Origin of the sequence: Pseudodesulfovibrio mercurii, assembly GCF_000189295.2 — a bacterium.
Lineage (GTDB): Bacteria > Desulfobacterota > Desulfovibrionia > Desulfovibrionales > Desulfovibrionaceae > Pseudodesulfovibrio > Pseudodesulfovibrio mercurii.
On sequence record NC_016803.1, the window covers coordinates 1,374,806 to 1,390,540 of the forward strand.

The following is a 15,735-nucleotide window of genomic DNA, read 5'->3' on the forward strand; positions in this document are numbered from 1 at the left end:
AGTTGCCGGGCAGAGAATTTGAATGCCCTTCGGATAAAGAGAAGGGCATTCAAATATTAGCTTTTCTCGGACTCAGTGTCCAGCCAATTCGGTTTGTTTAATAAATATATTCCGTCTTTTACAAGCGATACGCACATGGCGAACGTGAAAATCATCATGGGGAACCCGGCAAGGGAAATGAGCCCCCGAACGGGTTCGATCCCGCCCGCTATGCACAGGACATATGCCACGAGCCCGACGATGACCCCCCAGAGCACCTTGAGCCGCTTGGGAGGCTCCTCGTCCGCACGAACGCCCTTGGTCGAAATGATCGCCAGTGTGGCCACCAGGGAGTCGGTCATCGTGGCGAAGGAAAACACGATGGTGACGACGAACAACCCCATCAATATGTTGCTGTACGGGAACTGCGAGAGAATGATGTAGACCATCGACTCCATGCCGAACTCGTGGATGCCGGACCAGACATCGACCAGGCCGCTCCACTGATAGAACACGGCGGTCCCGCCGAACGTGGATATCCAGAAATGACAAAACACGGTCGGAGGAATGACGTTGATCAGGATGAACTGGCGAATCGTCCTCCCCTTGCCCATGCGCGCCAGGAAGTGGCCGAGCAGCGGCGCGAAGATGAAGAAAATCTCCATGTACGGGACAAGCCACTGCATGGGCCAGAGATCATTTGCCTGCATGGTGTTGAGCAGGGTGCTGTTCCGGAAGAAGTTGTTGGCGAAATAGCCGAACGACTCGACCCCGATGCCGAGGATGAACAGCGTCGGCCCGGCGAAAAGGACGATGGCCATGAAAAAGAGAAAGGCCCTCGTGGTTCCGGTGGAAAGGTAGCACATGCCCTTCTTCAGCCCCGAATACGAGGAGAGCACGTAAATCGGGATGATGATGGCCGCCGCCACCCCCCAGGTCACCGGCCCCGGCGTGTAGTTGAAGATTCTGCCCGTGCCGCTGCCGATCTGCATGAGTCCCGCGCCCATGCTGGTGGCGACGGCGCAACACAGTGAAAAAAGACAGATGGCGTGAACCATCGGCGTCAGGACCGGACGCAGCCTTTCCGGAAAGAGCGCGTACATGCCCGCCGCCACGGACAGGGGATATTTCCTATTGTAGCTGACCAGGGCGATCGCCACGCCGCAGACCGTATAGAAACAGTACTGGGCGATGGTCCAGTGGAGCGTGGTCTGGGCAATGGCGAAAACGCCCGCGTCCTTGGTTCCGGGTTCGATATGCAGGCTGAGCGGGGGCTGCATCATGTGGTAGATGGGTTCGCCCATGGCCCAGAATAGGATGCCGATGCCGATGCAGCCGCACAGGGACAGCGCGAACCATTGCCAGAAAGTGAACTCCGGCTTGGCGTCCTTGCCGCCCAGCCGGATGTTGCCGATGGGCGAAAAGGCCAGCCCGGCGGTGAACATGACGATGATGATCCCCAGGGAGACCTCCAGCCATCCGAAATTCACATGAATCCAGGCCATGGTGCAGGCCAGCAAATCGGCAAGCCTCTGGTGGTACACCAGGCCCAGGGCGATACCGCCGATCAGCAGGATAAATCCGGGCCAAAACGTAAAGGGATTCAGCGACCTTCTGTCATCATCCGTTTTCTCAACCGGCATAGTGAGCCTCCTATTCCCCCTGCAAAACGCCTCGGGTCGTGAACCTGACGTCTCTACACGATGCGATATACGCCTCACAAGGGTATGGCGATTCAATTTTTTTTGGAACGACATACCATTTTGTGGTAAACTTATTCCACGAATCAAATGCTGTCAATCTGCTAGCCGCACAAAAATCAGCACAAATATTTCACGGACGTAATACATAAATTATCAATTTTTACGGTATATTAAATGAAAATTTAACATTATTATCGACTTTTTCCTCAAAATCGGTTGACGCGGCAGTTGCCCCCAGGTATCGTGATTTTGCAAAACACCGTACCACAATACGAAACGCAAGCCTGTCGCTTCAACTCGTTTCGCTGCATTAGTGGTACACCGTACCAAATTATGGTATTTAATTGAGGCAAACACTGAAGCAAACCGCAACAAATTTCATTGAGGTGCATATGGCCCAAGAAACTTTGTTCCTGAAAAACACTGAGGCTTTCGCCGAGAGCCTGGCCCGGTGTGGAGTGAAATACCACTTCGCCTACCCGATCACTCCGGCGACGGACGTGATGAAGCGCATGGCGGTCATCCTGCCCGCCTACGGCGGGGAAATGATGCAGATGGAGAGCGAGCTGGCCGTGTCCAGCGCCCTTGCCGGCGCCGCATGCACCGGCAAGCTGGTGGCCACATCCAGCTCCGGCCCCGGGCTGACCCTCATGCATGAGGCCATAGGCTTCATGTGCGCGGCCGAACTGCCCTGCCTCCTGGTCGATTCCATGCGCGTCGGCCCCGGCGACGGCGACATCCTCGGCGCCCAGAGCGATTATTACGTCGCCACGCGCGGCGGCGCCCACGGCGACTACCACACCATCGTTCTCGCCCCCGCCTCCGGACAGGAAATCGCGGACATCGTCCCCACCGGCATCAGACTGGCCTACACCTACAGAACGCCCGTCCTCTTCGTGATCGACGGCGTGAGCGCCCAGACCACCGAATCCACCACCCTGCCGGACTACCACGACTACTCCGCCGAGTTCGACACCACCGGATGGGCATTCACCGGCACGCAGGACCACCCCAAGCGGGCGCTCATCACCGGCAGCTACTCCCACCAGGACGGCTACGAGCTGAACGAGCGGCTGCGCGCCAAGTACGCGACCATCCGCGAAAAGGAACAGTTGTGGGAACAGGATGGGATCAATGACGCCGAGCTCGTGGTCGCCGCCTTCGGCATTCACGGCCGCATGTGCCGGGACCTGGTCGCCAAGATGCGGGCCGAGGGCAAGAAGGTGGGCTTCATCCGGCCCATCACCCTGTGGCCGTTCCCCGAACTCGTCTTCGCCGAGCTTCCGGACTCGGTGAAAAACATTCTCGTTGTCGAGATGAACCACGGCCAGATGGTCGACGACGTCCGGCTCGCCGTGAATGGGCGGATACCCGTCCACTTCCTCGGCAAGACCGGCGGCGACATGCCCATGAACACCCTGGCTGAGATGATTGCCGAAGCAAACCGGATTCTGGGGGAGTAATCACATGGAAAATCTGAGCGCCAAGTACGGAAAAACGCTGAACCTTGACAAACTGACCAGCTACTGCCCGGGCTGCGGCCACGGCATCGTGACCCGCCTGGTGGCCGAAGCCATCGAGAGCCTGGGCATCATGAGCCGAACCATCTCCATCGTCGGCATCGGCTGCGGCGGCTTCTCGCACCACTACATGGACATCGACGCCATCGAGGCCACCCACGGACGGTCTCCGTCCTTCGCCATCGGCTACAAGCTGGCCCGCCCCGACAACATCGTCTTCACCTACGCGGGCGACGGCGACACCTGCGCCATCGGACTCGGCGACCTGATGCACGCGGCCAACAAGGGCATGCCCATCACCACCATCATGGTCAACAACACGGTGTTCGGCATGACCGGCGGACAGATGTCCCCCACCACCCTTGAGGGCCAGGTGACGACAACCACGACCAAGGGCCGCGCGGTTCCCCATCAGGGCTACCCCCTCCTGGTGCCTGAAATGATGCGCGCCATGCCGGGCGTGAAGTACCTGGCACGGGAGTCCGTGGCCACCCCCAAGGATGTCCGGAAGGCCAAGAAAAGCATCCGCAAGGCCTTCGAATGCCAGGTCAAGGGCCTCGGCTACGCCTTCGTGGAAGTCATCGTCCCCTGCCCCACCGGCCTCAAGATGAATGTCAAGGACTCCTATGCGCGGTGCGGCAACGAAATGGCGGACTATTTCAAACCTCAGGTCTTCAAAGACGAAACGGAGCAAAGCGATGTTGCATAAGTGCATGTTTTCGGGATCGGGCGGCCAGGGGTCCGCGCTCATGGCGAAGATGGTTTGCCTGGGAGCGATCAAGGAGAACCTGAAGGTCGTCATGACCCAGACCTACGGCATTGAACAACGCGGCGGCGATTCCACCGCCTACGTGATCGTGTCCGACGAACCCATCGGCAGCCCCATCGTGGAGAACGACGCAGACATCGCCGTGGCGCTCAGCCAGTCCATCTACGGCAACTGTTTTGCCGGAGTGGTTCCCGACGGCATGCTCTTCACCAACAGCTCGATGGTCGAGAACCCGAAGGAAAGCGACGCGTTCAAGCAGGTCTTCCTCCCGGTTTCCGACACCGCCGTCCAGCTCGGCACCGTCCGTTGCGCCAACATGGTGATGCTCGGCGCGGTGCTGGCCGGAACCGGCCTTCTCAAGCTGGAGACCGTCGAAGAGGTCGTACGGGAAACCATCGGGAACAAGAAGCCTCAACTGGTGGAGCTGAACATCGAGGCGCTGCGTAGCGGATATTCCGCCATGAAGAAGGAGTCGTAGAATGAGCGAGAAACATCATGTCATTGACGCCCGCCGCTGCAAGGCCTGCGGGCTTTGCGTGGACAACTGCCCCAAGGCGGTTCTTGCCCTCGGCACCGCAATCAATGCGCAGGGATACAACTACGTCGTCCAGGAACACCCGGAAAACTGCGTACTTTGCGACATTTGCGGCACCATCTGCCCCGACATGGCCATCGGTGTCGTCGTAGACCAGTAAAAGCCCAAGGCGCCCGCCCCCTCGCGGGCGCCTTCAAGGAGTATATTCATGAGTGATCTTGTTCCCCTGTTTCAGCCCAGGAGCGTCGCGCTGATCGGCGCCTCCTCCAACTCGAAGAAATACGGATATTGGACCGCGAAAAGCCTCATCGAAAACGGCTTCGAGGGAGATATCCACCTCGTTTCCCGCACCGGAGGCGAAATCTTCGGACGTCCGACCTATCCCGACATCCTCGCCGTCCCCGGCGAGGTGGACCTTGCCATCATCGCCATCGCGCCCAAGCACATCCTGCCCATCATGGAGCAGTGCGTCGAAAAGGGCGTCAAATGCGCCATCGTCGTCTCCACCGGGTTCGGCGAGACCGGCCCCGAGGGCAAGGAGCTCGAACGCAAGATGCTGGAGATCGCCCGCAAGGGAAACATGCGCGTCCAGGGCCCGAACTGCATGGGCACCTACAGCTCGGCCAAAAGCATGAACGCGAGCATCATCGACCTGGCCCCCGGCCCCATGAGCCTGGTCCTCCAGAGCGGCAACTTCGGCATCGACATCAACTTCAACGCCAAGTCCCGCAACCTCGGCTACAGCTGCTGGGCCACCATCGGCAACCAGATGGACATGCGCTTCCACGACTTCGTTGAGTACATCGAGGAAGACGAAAACACCAAGGTGCTCCTCCTTTACATGGAGGGCCTGCGGGTCGAAAGCGAGGAAGACGGACGGAAATTCCTGGAAGCGGCCAAAAAAACGGCCGCCAGGGTGCCCATCGCCGCCATCAAGATCGGCCGCAGCGCCGCCGGCGCCCGCGCCGCCGCTTCGCATACCGGCTCCCTCGCTGGCAGTGAAAAGATTTTCGACGCGGCCCTCCGACAGGCGGGCATCATCCGGGTGGACAGCCCGGGCGAGCTCCTGGACGCCGCCGAGGCCTTCTCCAAGTGCAAGCCCGCCAGCGGCAAGCGCATCGCCATCCTGACCGACGGCGGCGGGCACGGTGTCATGGCCACGGATTTTGCCGAAAAGTACGGGCTTGAGGCGCCGGTCCTTTCGGACGCCACCCAGGCCAAGCTGCGGGAAATCCTCATGCCCCACTGCCCGATCAAGAACCCCGTCGACCTGGCCGGTACACCCGAGGCGGACATGTGGGTGTTCGACCGCTGCCTGGACGTCCTCATGAAGGATCCGGACGTCGACGGCATCGTCATCGTGGGCCTCTACGGCGGCTACGCCGACCTCTCCGAAGAGTTCCGGGTCCTGGAGATGGACGTGGCCAAGAGCATGGTGGAAAAGATCAACGCGGGCGACAAGCCGGTGGTCATGCATTCCATCTATCAGCCCCAGCACCCTGAATGCCTTGACTATATCAGCGAACACGGCGTTCCCGTCTTCGGCGGCGTCGATGCGGCGGTCAAGACAATGGGCGTCCTCTCGACCTACAGCGAGCTGAAAAAGGCCCTGCGGAAAGAGTCCGGCAACGAACTGCCGAGCATGCCCGCCGACCGCAAGGAAAGGGCCTCAGCCATCCTCGACGCCGTCAAGGCGGCGGGCCGCAAGAACCTCGTCGAGACCGAGGCACGCCACGTGCTGCGCTGCTACGGGCTCGACATCGCGGACGACTACCTGGCCACCACGGCCGACGAGGCCGCGGCCTTCTACAAGAAGATCGGCGGCAAGGTCGTCATGAAGATCGTATCGCCCGACATCCTGCACAAGACCGATGCCGGCGGCGTCGCGCTGAACATCGACTCCGAAGCCAAGGCGCGGAGCGCCTTCGAACAGTTGGTGAAAAACGGACGCACATACAAGGCCGGAGCCGACATCTTCGGCGTCATGCTGACCCCCATGCTCCCCGGCGGCGTCGAGTGCATCATCGGTTCGAGCCACGACAACACCTTCGGGCCGACCGTCATGTTCGGCCTGGGCGGCATATTCGTGGAGATACTCAAGGACGTGGCCTTCCGTGTGGCCCCGGTCAACATGCCCGCCTGCCGCAGCATGATCCGGGAGATCAAGGGACTGGGCATGCTCCAGGGCGCCCGCGGGAGCAAGGCGTGCGACCTGGAGGCCCTGGCGGAAGCGGCCTGCATCATCTCGCAACTCGTATCGGAGTTGCGCGAGATCGCGGAAGTCGATCTCAACCCGGTCTTTGCGTTGGAAAAAGGCCTGTCCATCGCCGACGCAAGAATCATTTTGCACGGGTAACAAACACCATATAAACTTCATATACAAAGGGTCGGATCATGAAAGACGTAAAGCGTTTTCCCACAACGACAGGGCAGAGCTGGCTGGAAATGTCCGGGTACAAGTTCCACCAGTTCAAGGACCATTCCGAAATCCGTGACGTGTACGACTATATCGTCATAGGCGCCGGATACGGCGGTCAGGGGGCCGCCAGGCACCTGGCCGAGCTCCATCCCGATGCCAAGATCGCCGTCTTCGAAGCCATCAAGATCGGCGACAACGACAGCGGCAAGAACGCCGGATTCATCATCGACGTGCCCCACGACTTCGGCGACCAGGGCGCCTCCTCCTTCGAGGAAAACCAGAAGTACTTCCAGCTCAACACCTTCATCATCAAGTGGATGGAGGACACGATCAAGGAAAAGGGCATCGAGGACGTGGATTGGGACCACTGCGGCAAGTACCTGTGCTGCGCCGAGACCAAGAGCTTCAAGCTCATCGACCACGAGATCGAAGAGCTCAAGCGCATGAACTGCAACTACGAGGTGGTCGAGGGCGACGAGCTCTACCGACGCACCGGCACGCGATACTACAAGAAGGCCCTATACACGGGCGGCACCGTGCTCATCAATCCCGCGGACGTGCTGCGCGGGCTCTTCAGCGTCATGCCGGAAGGCGTCGACGTCTTCGAGGAATGCCCGGTCATGCGCATCGACGAGGGCAGCCCGTGCAGCATCGTTCTCAGGAACGGCAAGCGGATCAAGAGCAAGTTCGTCCTGGTGACGGGCGGCCCCTTCATCCCCGAGTTCGGCATCGGCAAGAAGGTGTTCTGTCCCGTGCTCTCCTACGGGGCGTTCACCCGCCAGTTCACGGAGGAGGAAATGCGGCATATGGCCGGGGTCAAGCCCTGGGGCTGCACTGCCGGGCATCCGGCAGGCACGACCGTCCGCTTCACCCGCGACAATCGCGTCTTCGTGCGCAACGGCTTTTCCTTCGCCACTCACCTCACGACCTCGCACCAGCGCATTCAGCGGGCCATTCCCAAGCTGCGGAAGGCCTATGAAAACCGCTTCCCGGAACTCAAGCACGTCAACTTCGAATTCGTCTACGGCGGCATGATCAACATGACCATGAACTACCGTCCCCTGATGATGCAGCAGCATCCCTCCGTGTTCGCGTCGGCCAGCGGCGAGGGGGCGGGCGTCGCCAAGACCAGCCTCCTCGGATACTACCTGGCGGAATGGGTCAGCGGCATCAACAGCCAGAACCTCGACTTCCTCAGAAAGATCTCCACGCCCAAAAGACTGCCTCCCGAACCCTTCCTGAGCATGGGGGCCAAGGCCCGGCTCATGTTTGAAGAGTTCAACGCAAAGACGGAAATCTAACCCCACCCTAGCGCACTCCTGCAAAAGGAAAGGATGCCGAGAAGCCCCTCCGGCATCCTTTCCGCAGGAGTCAAACGCCCAAAGGAGTTTGACATGGAATTCATTAATTCGCCGGAATGTTCTGAAGTCATAGGCCCTTACAGCCATTGTGTGAAGGCCGGAAACACCTACTACATCTGCGGACAGGTTCCCTTCCACCCCGTCTCGGGACAGGTCGTGGGCGCCACGATCAAGGAGCAGGCCTTCCAGACCCTGTTCAACCTCAAGCTGGTCCTGGACGCTGCGGGCCTCGATATCACCGACATCGCCAAGACCACCGTTTTCCTGACCAGCATGGACGATTTCAACGACTTCAACGAGGTCTACGCCGAGTTCATGGGGGACCACCGCCCGGCGCGTCTCTGCCTCGGAGCCAGCGAGATCGCCCACGGCTGCCTGCTGGAAATGGATGCGGTCGCCTACAAGGAATAACTGCCAAACGCGTTGTGGCCTTTCAACTTTTCAACAAACTCCAGCCCTTACTGTGAGGTGTACGATGGTGCCTAATGGACAGAGAGGTATTAATTTTGACCATGCCCCGTTCTCGCCCGTGCATAGAAAAATCGCGATCGGGACCTTTATGGGCCAGATCTGTGACGGCTATATACTGGGTATTGTCGGCATTGCCCTGACCTATGCCACGGGAGCCCTCGGACTGGACGGCTTCTGGATGGGACTGATCGGAGCGGGCGCGCTCTTCGGCATCCTGCTCGGCAGCCTGCTCGGCGGAATCGTCATCGACCGGGTAGGCAGAAAGACCGCCTATTCCTTTGTCGCGATCTTCAGCCTGGCCCTGTCCGTTCTGCAGTTCTTCTTGTCCGATCCCACAACCCTGGTGGCGGTACGCTTCCTGCTGGGCATGTGCGTGGGCGCGGACTACACGGTCGGCGTGGCCCTGCTCAGCGAATGGACCCCGGAACGGATTCGGACCAAAATGATGAGCTGGCTCATGGCCGCCTGGACCTTCGGCTACATCATCTCCTACTTCGCCGGGCTGCTCATCGCTTCCAAGGGCGGCGACATGGGGGAAAGCGGCTGGCGGTGGATCATCTCCTCCTCCGCAGTGCTCGCCCTGCTCACCCTGATCGTCCGCGTCGGTTCCCCGGAATCCCCGAGCTGGACCCTGGCCAAGAAGGGCTCCCGTGCGGCCCTCGACCTTATCCACCGTCATCTCGGCACGAACTACGACCTGCCGGAAAAGAAGGAAGAGAAGCCTTCCGCCTCGTTCTTCCGCCTCTTCAGCCCCGCGCTGTGGCGCAACACCATCACCTCCTGCACCTTCTTCCTCTGCCAGGTCCTGCCCTTCTTCGCCATCTCCATCTTCCTTCCCGTGGTCGTCAAGGGACTGCACATCGCCAATCCCCACGCCTCGGGAATGATGTATAACGGTTTCACCATGGTCGGCGTCATCATCGGCATCCTGATCGCCGACGTCATCTCCCGCCGTGCGTTCCTGCTGTGGACCTTCTACGGAGCAGCGGCCATTCTGACCGTCATGACCGTCTGGCAGAACATGCCGCCCACCCTCGCGCTGGTTCTGCTGGGCGCCTTCTCCACCGTGCTGGCCATCTCCATCGTGGCTGAGTGGCTGTATCCGCCCGAGCTCTTCCCCACCGAGCTCAGGGGTTCCGGCGTCGGTCTGACCATCGCCGCCAGCCGCATCGGCGCAGGCATGGGCACCTGGATGCTGCCGGTCGTCATGGAACAGTACGGCGTCACCGTCACCCTGGGCTGCTGCATCGCCACCCTGGTCATCGGCGGCCTCGTCTGCCAGGTCCTGGCGCCCGAGACTTCGCCCAGGTTCATGAAATCCCGTTCCGAAGCAACACCCGCAACCTCCGTCTAGCATGCCGGCCACCCCTTAACCCCGGCATGACCCGACCTCATGATGTCCCCCGGCTCGCCTCCTTCCGGGGGACATCAACTTTTTACGGAGTCACGACCCATGTCCACCCGGACCCTGCACCTGTCCGCCTCCTCCTCCGGCTACGGCTTCACCGTACTGGCCGCCTTCAGCTGGTCCCTGATGACCCTGTTCGCAAAGGCCATGCTCGCGGCGGGGCTGTCCCCCATGGAAATCTCGTTCTGGCGGGCGGCCATCGGCGGCCTCTTCTTCATCGCCTCCGCCGCTTCCCTCCGCGCCTTGCGGATTCCTCCCGCCCGGGCGCTGCTGTTCATCCTCTGGGGAATGCTGAGCATCGCCGGACTGTTCCTCGTCTTTCTGCTGTCCATCCAGTACAGCGGCGCGGCCATGGGGGAAATTCTGCTCTACACGGCTCCGGTATGGGTGGCGGTCTTCTCCAGGTACATCTCGCACGAGGAGGTCTCCAACCGTAAATGGCTCGCCATCGTCATGGCCCTTTGCGGCGTGATCTTCATCTGTTTTTCCGGCGGCAGCATCCGGGGCGAGGTCTCCCCGGTCGGCATTCTCTGCGGCCTGGCCTCCGGACTGTGCTACGCCCTCCAGTACCCGTTCTTCAAACACTGGCAGAAACATTACCGAACCGAAACGATATACGCCTACATGGAAATGGGCGGCGTCCTGGCCATGCTGCCCTTCGTCCACTTCCACACCGCCTACACCCCGCAAACGTGGTCGATGGTCGTGCTCATGGCGTTCTTCACGGGCTACCTCGCGTTCTGGGCATACGGCCAGGGGTTGAAACGGCTGCCGCAGGTGCACGTGGCCGTGCTCTGCAACCTGGAGCCGATCCTGGGCACGGTCTGGGCCTGCCGCTTCTTTGACGAGAACTTCTCCCCGGCGGGCTGGGCCGGGTTCTCCCTCATCCTCCTCGGCGTCCTGATATTGGCCACGGAGCGGCCCCGACATGCCGGGTAGCATCTGGATCAATTGCAGCGAGGCGTCCGGCGACATGTACGCCGGAGCCCTGGCGGGCGAACTGCTCAGGCTCGACCCCCAACTCGAAATCGGCGGTCTGGGCGGGCGAATGCTGGAGCGCGGCGGGGCCAAGGTGCACTTCCCCATGGCCCGCCTGTGCTTTGCCGGATTCATCGACGTGCTGCGCGGCCTGCCCGGCATCTTCCGCCTGCACCGCGAGATCGTGCGGGCATGGAAACGGCATCGCCCCGACGTGGTCGTCATGATCGACTGCCCGGATTTCAACCTGCCGCTGGCCAAGGCCGCCCACGCCATGGGCATCCCGGTTCTCTACTTCATCGCCCCGCAGTTCTGGGCCTGGAAGCAGCAGGGGCTGAAGACCCTGCGACGCTGCGTGCGCAGCACGCTCTGCGCCCTGCCCTTCGAGCCGACCTTCCTCCGCGACCGGGGTTGCCGGTCGCTGTATGCGGGCCACCCCCTCCTGGACATGATCCCCCTGCAAAGTCTGGATCGCGTCCAGGTCGATCAGTACCAGGTGGGCATCATGCCGGGGAGCCGGAAAAAGGAGATCGCCTTCCTCCTCCCCGCATTCGGAGAGGCGGCGGCGCGCATCCACCGCGAAATGCCCTGGATCTCCTTTTCAATCGCCAGAGCCCCGGGCATCGGCCGACGCTATGTGCGCCGGTTCTGGCCGGACGGCGTTCCCGCCGTCATCGTGGAACCCGACGACCGGTTCGAGATGATACGGCGATCCGGCATGGTGCTGGCGGCGTCGGGAACGGCGACGCTCGAAACCGGCCTGATCGGGACCCCGACCATCGTCGCCTACAAGCTCGACCCCCCGGCGGCCTATCTCCTGCGCAGGCTAGCCACGTCGAAATGGATCAGCCTGACCAACATCCTGCTCCGCGAGGAGGTGTTCCCGGAATACCTCCAGGAGCGCGCCACGGCGGACAACTGCCACGCACAAATGGCGGCATGGCTGAACGATCCCGACCAGCTGCCGCATATTCGCAACAAACTGCAAGCGCTACGCCGCGTCGCCGGTCCCACGGGCGGCATCCGGTTCGCGGCGGAAACGATTCTTGCCCAACGGAAAGGAGAACGGCAATGAACATCGGCTTCATCGGAACGGGCAACATGGGCGGGGCCATCATCCGAAGGCTCAAGAGCGCGGAAGGCATCACCGTCTTCGGATTGAACCGGACCAGAAGCAAACTGGAGGCGCTGGCAAAGGAAACCGGGCTCATCCCGTGCGCCGACATACGGGAACTGACGGAGAAATCGGACATAGTCGTCCTGGCCGTGAAGCCGCAGCACGCCGAGGCGCTGTGGTCCGAGACCATTCCGGCCTTGACAAAGGACAAGTGCCTGGTTTCCATTGCGGCGGGTCTGACCCAGGCGGACCTGCGGCGCGGCGTGGACGGCATCTGCCCCGTCGTCCGCACCATGCCCAACAGCCCGTCCCTGATCGGCGAGGGCGTCACCGCCGTGTGCTTCGACGACCCCGGCCTGACCGACCGGCAAAAAGAGGGCGTCCGTGCCATGTTTCAATACTCGGGAGACGTCCACGTCCTGCCGGAGCAGCTGTTCGACGTCTTTACCGCGGTGATCGGTTCGGGACCGGCGTTCATCTTCTACCTCATCGAAGCCATGATCGAGTCCGGGGTGGAATTGGGGCTGGAGCGGGAGAGCTCCTCCCGCATGGTCAAGAAACTGTTCCGGGGCGCGAGCCTCATGGCGGAACAATCGGACCGGCACATCGCCCTGCTCCGGGAAATGTCCGTGGCCCCGCGCGGGACGACCATCGCCGCCCTGGCCCATTTCGACCGCACCGCCGTGCGCGGGAACATCATGGATGCGATCCGGGTCGCCTTTGATCGCAGTGTGGAGATGGGCGGCGGCTCCATGTCCTAGATCCACCGGCGAAGCGCCGGCAACAACCGCCCCGCGCCCCGGCGCAGGACAACGTGAATGGATATGAAACAGGATAAAAGAGGCAGGCAGGCCAACCGGGAAGCGCTCCTCTCCCTGGCCGTCTATGCCCTGTATTTCGCTTGGTGGTATGCCTGCGGCTACGGCCTGGGCTCGGGCGATCCCGAAACGTACGACTACGTCTTCGGGTTCCCCGCATGGTTCTTCTACAGCTGCATCGTGGGCTATCCGCTCATCACCCTGCTGCTCTGGGCGGTCATCCGGTTCCTCTTCAGAGACATCCCCCTGGACGCCGACGGAACGGCCCCGGAAGAGGGAGACAAGCCATGAACGCCTCGATCCAGATCGTCATCCCCGTGATCGTGTACCTGGCGGCGTCCATCGGCATCGCCCTGTGGGCCCGCGGACGATCCGACGGCGCCACCTCGCAGGGGTTCATCGAGGAATACTTCCTCGGCAGCCGGTCCATGGGCGGCTTCGTGCTGGCCATGACCATCGTGGCCAGCTACGCCAGCGCCAGCAGCTTTGTCGGCGGCCCCGGCGTCGCCTACCGGCTGGGCCTCAGCTGGGTGCTGCTCGCCATGATCCAGGTCCCCACGGTCTTCCTCACCCTGGGCATCCTGGGAAAACGGTTCGCCATCGTGGCCCGTGAAACCCGTTCCGTGACGATCACGGACTACCTGCGCGCCCGGTACCGCAGCGACACCGTGGTCATCCTCTGCTCCCTGGCGCTGATCGTCTTCTTCATGACCGCCATGCTGGCGCAGTTCATCGGCGGGGCCCGGCTCTTCCAGACCGTCACGGGCTACCCCTACGTCGTGGGGCTGGCCCTGTTCGGCCTCAGCGTGGTGCTCTACACGGCCGTGGGCGGATTCCGCGCCGTGGTCATGACCGACGCCATCCAGGGACTCGTCATGACCACGGCCGTCGTGGTGGTGCTGCTGGCGGTCATCAAGGCGGGCGGCGGCGTGGCCCGGTGCGTCGCCACCCTGCGGGATATCGACCCCGGTCTGATCACGCCCACCGGACCGAACAACGCGGTGCCCCAGCCCTTCACCCTCTCCTTCTGGGTGCTGGTCGGCATCGGCGTCCTGGGCCTGCCGCAGACCTCGCAACGGTGCATGGGCTACCGGGACTCCCGGGCCATGCACCAGGCCATGGTCGTCGGCACCCTGTTCATCGGCTTCATGATCCTGTGCGTCCACCTCGCCGGGGCCTTCGGTCGCGCGGTGTTCCCGGAGTTGCCCGCCGGCGACCTGGCCATGCCCACCCTGATCGTCCAACTGCTCCCCCCGGTCTGGGCGGGTATCTTCATCGCCGGGCCCATGGCGGCCATCATGTCCACCGTGGACTCCATGCTGCTGCTCGTCTCGGCGGCCATCATCAAGGACCTGTACATCCAGTTCAGGCTGCATGGCGACGCCTCGGCAATGCCCGTGGCCATGCTCAAGAAGGCGAGCTTCGCCATCACGGCGGTGGCGGGCCTGCTGGTGGTCATCGCGGCCATCGAGCCGCCGGACCTGCTGGTCTGGATCAACATCTTCGCCTTCGGCGGGCTGGAGGCGGCGTTCCTCTGCCCCATCGTGCTCGGGCTCTACTGGAAAAGGGGCAACGCGGCCGGGGCCATCACCTCCATCCTCGGCGGCGTGGGCGCCTACATCATCCTGTCCCTGGCCAAGCCGGACATGGGCGGCATGCACGCCATCGTCCCCACCACCCTTGTCAGCGCGGCGGGCTATGTCGCCGGTTCATTACTGTTCCGGAGTAAGGAAAAGCATTCCACCGCATTATGAATGCCGGACATGACGGCCTGCGGTCTGCCTGATCGGCGAATCTCTTCATGGGCGGCATTCATTGAATCGAATGCTCCGCCGCTCGTTTTGCATCGGCTGCCGCCGCATGCGTCGAATGCGCCCTTTAGTCTCATTCCACGCCGCGCCCGACCATGTCGGATTCCTGCCAAGCTCTTCAACTGCGATACCGGGACAAACGAGACGTCACGAAAAAGGGGTATCAAATAGTTATTTGATACCCCTTGATATGCAGTGACGGATCGTGGGCCTTGTCACGACAGGTCGTCAGCCAACCCCAGAATGCCACCTGCATTCATCATTTCAGCCAGTGAAGTTCGCCACATCGTCAGAAAAACACGTTGCACACGCCTGGAGCCACACGGAACCCCGCAGGCGGCAACACCGCAGGGACAAGAGGCGTGGCCTTGCCGATTAGTCGTATGCCTTGCGGGTCGCCTCGTCCGCAATGGAGGCCGCAAGCACGGGCTGCCACTCCGGAGTTTCCCAGGAGCCGAGCTTCGTGTGCATGAGGCGGTATTTTTCCGGGATGGGATGGGTGCCGACGACGACCTTGATCCCGTACCGGGTTTCCAGAAAGGACTTGAAGGTCTCGATGTGCGGACAAGGAGGGTAGCCCACGATAAGCCCGGTGGCCAGGTGGATGACGTCCACGCCGTTTCGGACCATCTCGTCGCCCAGATACTCCACATTGCCGCCGGGACAGCCGTTGCAGGTGGTGTACCCGACCAGTTCGATCTCCTTGCCTTCATACAGGGAAAATGCGCCCGCGCGCTCGCGCATGGCCCGCAGGCACTTGCCACCGGCGCAGGTCCGGTAGCGGTCACAGATGACAATCCCGATCTTGATCGGCTTGCTCATAACAACTCCTTTACCGGGACGACC

15 protein-coding genes are annotated in these 15,735 nt (G+C 61.8%); 13 read left to right on the forward strand and 2 right to left on the reverse strand.

Annotation, left to right across the window (positions count from 1 at the left end; all coding sequences use genetic code 11):
- Positions 1-56 precede the first annotated feature (56 nt).
- Entirely contained in the window at positions 57-1,622 is a 1,566-nt protein-coding gene (locus DND132_RS06345) for a BCCT family transporter (protein WP_014321885.1), read from the reverse strand.
- Between the two features lie 452 nt (positions 1,623-2,074).
- Between DND132_RS06345 and DND132_RS06350 the strand changes: the two genes are divergently transcribed.
- The 13 genes from DND132_RS06350 (at position 2,075) to panF (ending at position 14,832) form a co-directional block, all read left to right on the forward strand.
- A complete protein-coding gene (locus DND132_RS06350; protein ID WP_014321886.1) occupies positions 2,075-3,145 on the forward strand; it encodes a pyruvate ferredoxin oxidoreductase in 1,071 nt (356 codons plus the stop codon).
- Positions 3,146-3,149: 4 nt separating this feature from the next.
- Positions 3,150-3,911 carry a thiamine pyrophosphate-dependent enzyme gene (locus tag DND132_RS06355; RefSeq protein WP_014321887.1) on the forward strand — a complete coding sequence of 254 codons (762 nt, stop codon included), beginning with the start codon at positions 3,150-3,152 and terminating at the stop codon, positions 3,909-3,911.
- Positions 3,912-3,915: 4 nt separating this feature from the next.
- Complete coding sequence (locus tag DND132_RS06360) at positions 3,916-4,449, forward strand: 2-oxoacid:acceptor oxidoreductase family protein (protein WP_274377776.1); 534 nt, start codon at positions 3,916-3,918, stop codon at positions 4,447-4,449.
- 1 nt (position 4,450) lies between these two features.
- Positions 4,451-4,666 (forward strand): 4Fe-4S dicluster domain-containing protein, encoded by a 216-nt coding sequence (locus DND132_RS06365; protein ID WP_014321889.1) that lies wholly within the window; start codon positions 4,451-4,453, stop codon positions 4,664-4,666.
- 48 nt (positions 4,667-4,714) lie between these two features.
- Complete coding sequence (locus DND132_RS06370; protein WP_014321890.1) at positions 4,715-6,862, forward strand: acetate--CoA ligase family protein; 2,148 nt, start codon at positions 4,715-4,717, stop codon at positions 6,860-6,862.
- 38 nt (positions 6,863-6,900) lie between these two features.
- Entirely contained in the window at positions 6,901-8,226 is a 1,326-nt protein-coding gene (locus DND132_RS06375; RefSeq protein WP_014321891.1) for an NAD(P)/FAD-dependent oxidoreductase, read from the forward strand.
- A gap of 93 nt (positions 8,227-8,319) precedes the next feature.
- Positions 8,320-8,697: a RidA family protein gene (locus DND132_RS06380; protein ID WP_014321892.1), complete on the forward strand. Its 378-nt coding sequence runs from the start codon at positions 8,320-8,322 to the stop codon at positions 8,695-8,697.
- Between the two features lie 148 nt (positions 8,698-8,845).
- A complete protein-coding gene (locus tag DND132_RS06385; protein ID WP_238528359.1) occupies positions 8,846-10,111 on the forward strand; it encodes an MFS transporter in 1,266 nt (421 codons plus the stop codon).
- Positions 10,112-10,210: 99 nt separating this feature from the next.
- Positions 10,211-11,104: a DMT family transporter gene (locus DND132_RS06390; RefSeq protein ID WP_014321894.1), complete on the forward strand. Its 894-nt coding sequence runs from the start codon at positions 10,211-10,213 to the stop codon at positions 11,102-11,104.
- Positions 11,094-12,218: a lipid-A-disaccharide synthase gene (lpxB, locus tag DND132_RS18660; protein WP_014321895.1), complete on the forward strand. Its 1,125-nt coding sequence runs from the start codon at positions 11,094-11,096 to the stop codon at positions 12,216-12,218. The genes DND132_RS06390 and lpxB overlap by 11 nt, the downstream gene beginning before the upstream one ends.
- Entirely contained in the window at positions 12,215-13,021 is an 807-nt protein-coding gene (proC, locus tag DND132_RS06400; RefSeq protein ID WP_014321896.1) for a pyrroline-5-carboxylate reductase, read from the forward strand. Before lpxB ends, proC begins: the two co-directional genes overlap by 4 nt.
- Before the next feature lie 57 nt (positions 13,022-13,078).
- Positions 13,079-13,369, forward strand: a complete 291-nt coding sequence (locus DND132_RS06405; protein ID WP_014321897.1) for a YhdT family protein — start codon at positions 13,079-13,081, stop codon at positions 13,367-13,369.
- On the forward strand, positions 13,366-14,832 hold the full coding sequence (panF, locus tag DND132_RS06410) for a sodium/pantothenate symporter (RefSeq protein ID WP_014321898.1): 1,467 nt from the start codon (positions 13,366-13,368) through the stop codon (positions 14,830-14,832). Before DND132_RS06405 ends, panF begins: the two co-directional genes overlap by 4 nt.
- A 432-nt stretch (positions 14,833-15,264) precedes the next feature.
- Here the strand turns inward: panF and DND132_RS06415 are convergent, their stop codons facing one another.
- On the reverse strand, positions 15,265-15,711 hold the full coding sequence (locus tag DND132_RS06415; RefSeq protein WP_014321899.1) for a CGGC domain-containing protein: 447 nt from the start codon (positions 15,709-15,711) through the stop codon (positions 15,265-15,267).
- Positions 15,712-15,735 lie beyond the last annotated feature (24 nt).

Bases quoted from the DNA above. Each gene is read 5' to 3' on its own strand.
- DND132_RS06345 (WP_014321885.1), bottom strand. From the start codon at position 1,622: ATGCCGGTTGAGAAAACGGATGATGACAGAAGGTCGCTGAATCCCTTT.
- DND132_RS06350 (WP_014321886.1), top strand. From the start codon at position 2,075: ATGGCCCAAGAAACTTTGTTCCTGAAAAACACTGAGGCTTTCGCCGAG.
- DND132_RS06355 (WP_014321887.1), top strand. From the start codon at position 3,150: ATGGAAAATCTGAGCGCCAAGTACGGAAAAACGCTGAACCTTGACAAA.
- DND132_RS06360 (WP_274377776.1), top strand. From the start codon at position 3,916: ATGTTTTCGGGATCGGGCGGCCAGGGGTCCGCGCTCATGGCGAAGATG.
- DND132_RS06365 (WP_014321889.1), top strand. From the start codon at position 4,451: ATGAGCGAGAAACATCATGTCATTGACGCCCGCCGCTGCAAGGCCTGC.
- DND132_RS06370 (WP_014321890.1), top strand. From the start codon at position 4,715: ATGAGTGATCTTGTTCCCCTGTTTCAGCCCAGGAGCGTCGCGCTGATC.
- DND132_RS06375 (WP_014321891.1), top strand. From the start codon at position 6,901: ATGAAAGACGTAAAGCGTTTTCCCACAACGACAGGGCAGAGCTGGCTG.
- DND132_RS06380 (WP_014321892.1), top strand. From the start codon at position 8,320: ATGGAATTCATTAATTCGCCGGAATGTTCTGAAGTCATAGGCCCTTAC.
- DND132_RS06385 (WP_238528359.1), top strand. From the start codon at position 8,846: ATGGGCCAGATCTGTGACGGCTATATACTGGGTATTGTCGGCATTGCC.
- DND132_RS06390 (WP_014321894.1), top strand. From the start codon at position 10,211: ATGTCCACCCGGACCCTGCACCTGTCCGCCTCCTCCTCCGGCTACGGC.
- lpxB (WP_014321895.1), top strand. From the start codon at position 11,094: ATGCCGGGTAGCATCTGGATCAATTGCAGCGAGGCGTCCGGCGACATG.
- proC (WP_014321896.1), top strand. From the start codon at position 12,215: ATGAACATCGGCTTCATCGGAACGGGCAACATGGGCGGGGCCATCATC.
- DND132_RS06405 (WP_014321897.1), top strand. From the start codon at position 13,079: ATGGATATGAAACAGGATAAAAGAGGCAGGCAGGCCAACCGGGAAGCG.
- panF (WP_014321898.1), top strand. From the start codon at position 13,366: ATGAACGCCTCGATCCAGATCGTCATCCCCGTGATCGTGTACCTGGCG.
- DND132_RS06415 (WP_014321899.1), bottom strand. From the start codon at position 15,711: ATGAGCAAGCCGATCAAGATCGGGATTGTCATCTGTGACCGCTACCGG.